The sequence below is a fragment of the Dulcicalothrix desertica PCC 7102 genome, assembly GCF_003991905.1.
Lineage (GTDB): Bacteria > Cyanobacteriota > Cyanobacteriia > Cyanobacteriales > Nostocaceae > Dulcicalothrix > Dulcicalothrix desertica.
Map to the genome: position 1 here is coordinate 1 of NZ_RSCL01000011.1, position 200 is coordinate 200.

General features: G+C 41.5%; 1 protein-coding gene. It reads right to left on the reverse strand.

What is annotated here, in order from left to right; translation table 11 throughout:
- On the reverse strand, positions 1-200 hold a 200-nt coding region (locus DSM106972_RS22575), incomplete at both ends, for a condensation domain-containing protein (RefSeq protein ID WP_148129250.1).

The window sequence follows — 200 nt, forward strand, 5'->3', positions numbered from 1 at the left end:
CTCAGTACTAACGTATTTACAAAGAAGCCAATTAATGGCTCTATTTCGCTGCGATTACGATTAGCAATCGGCGAACCAATGAGAATATCTGATTGCCCGCTGTAGCGATATAATAAAGTTGCAAATGCCGCCAGCAGAGTCATAAATAAAGTAGTACCCGACTGAGTTGTCAAACGGCATAACTGTTGAGTTAATTGCGG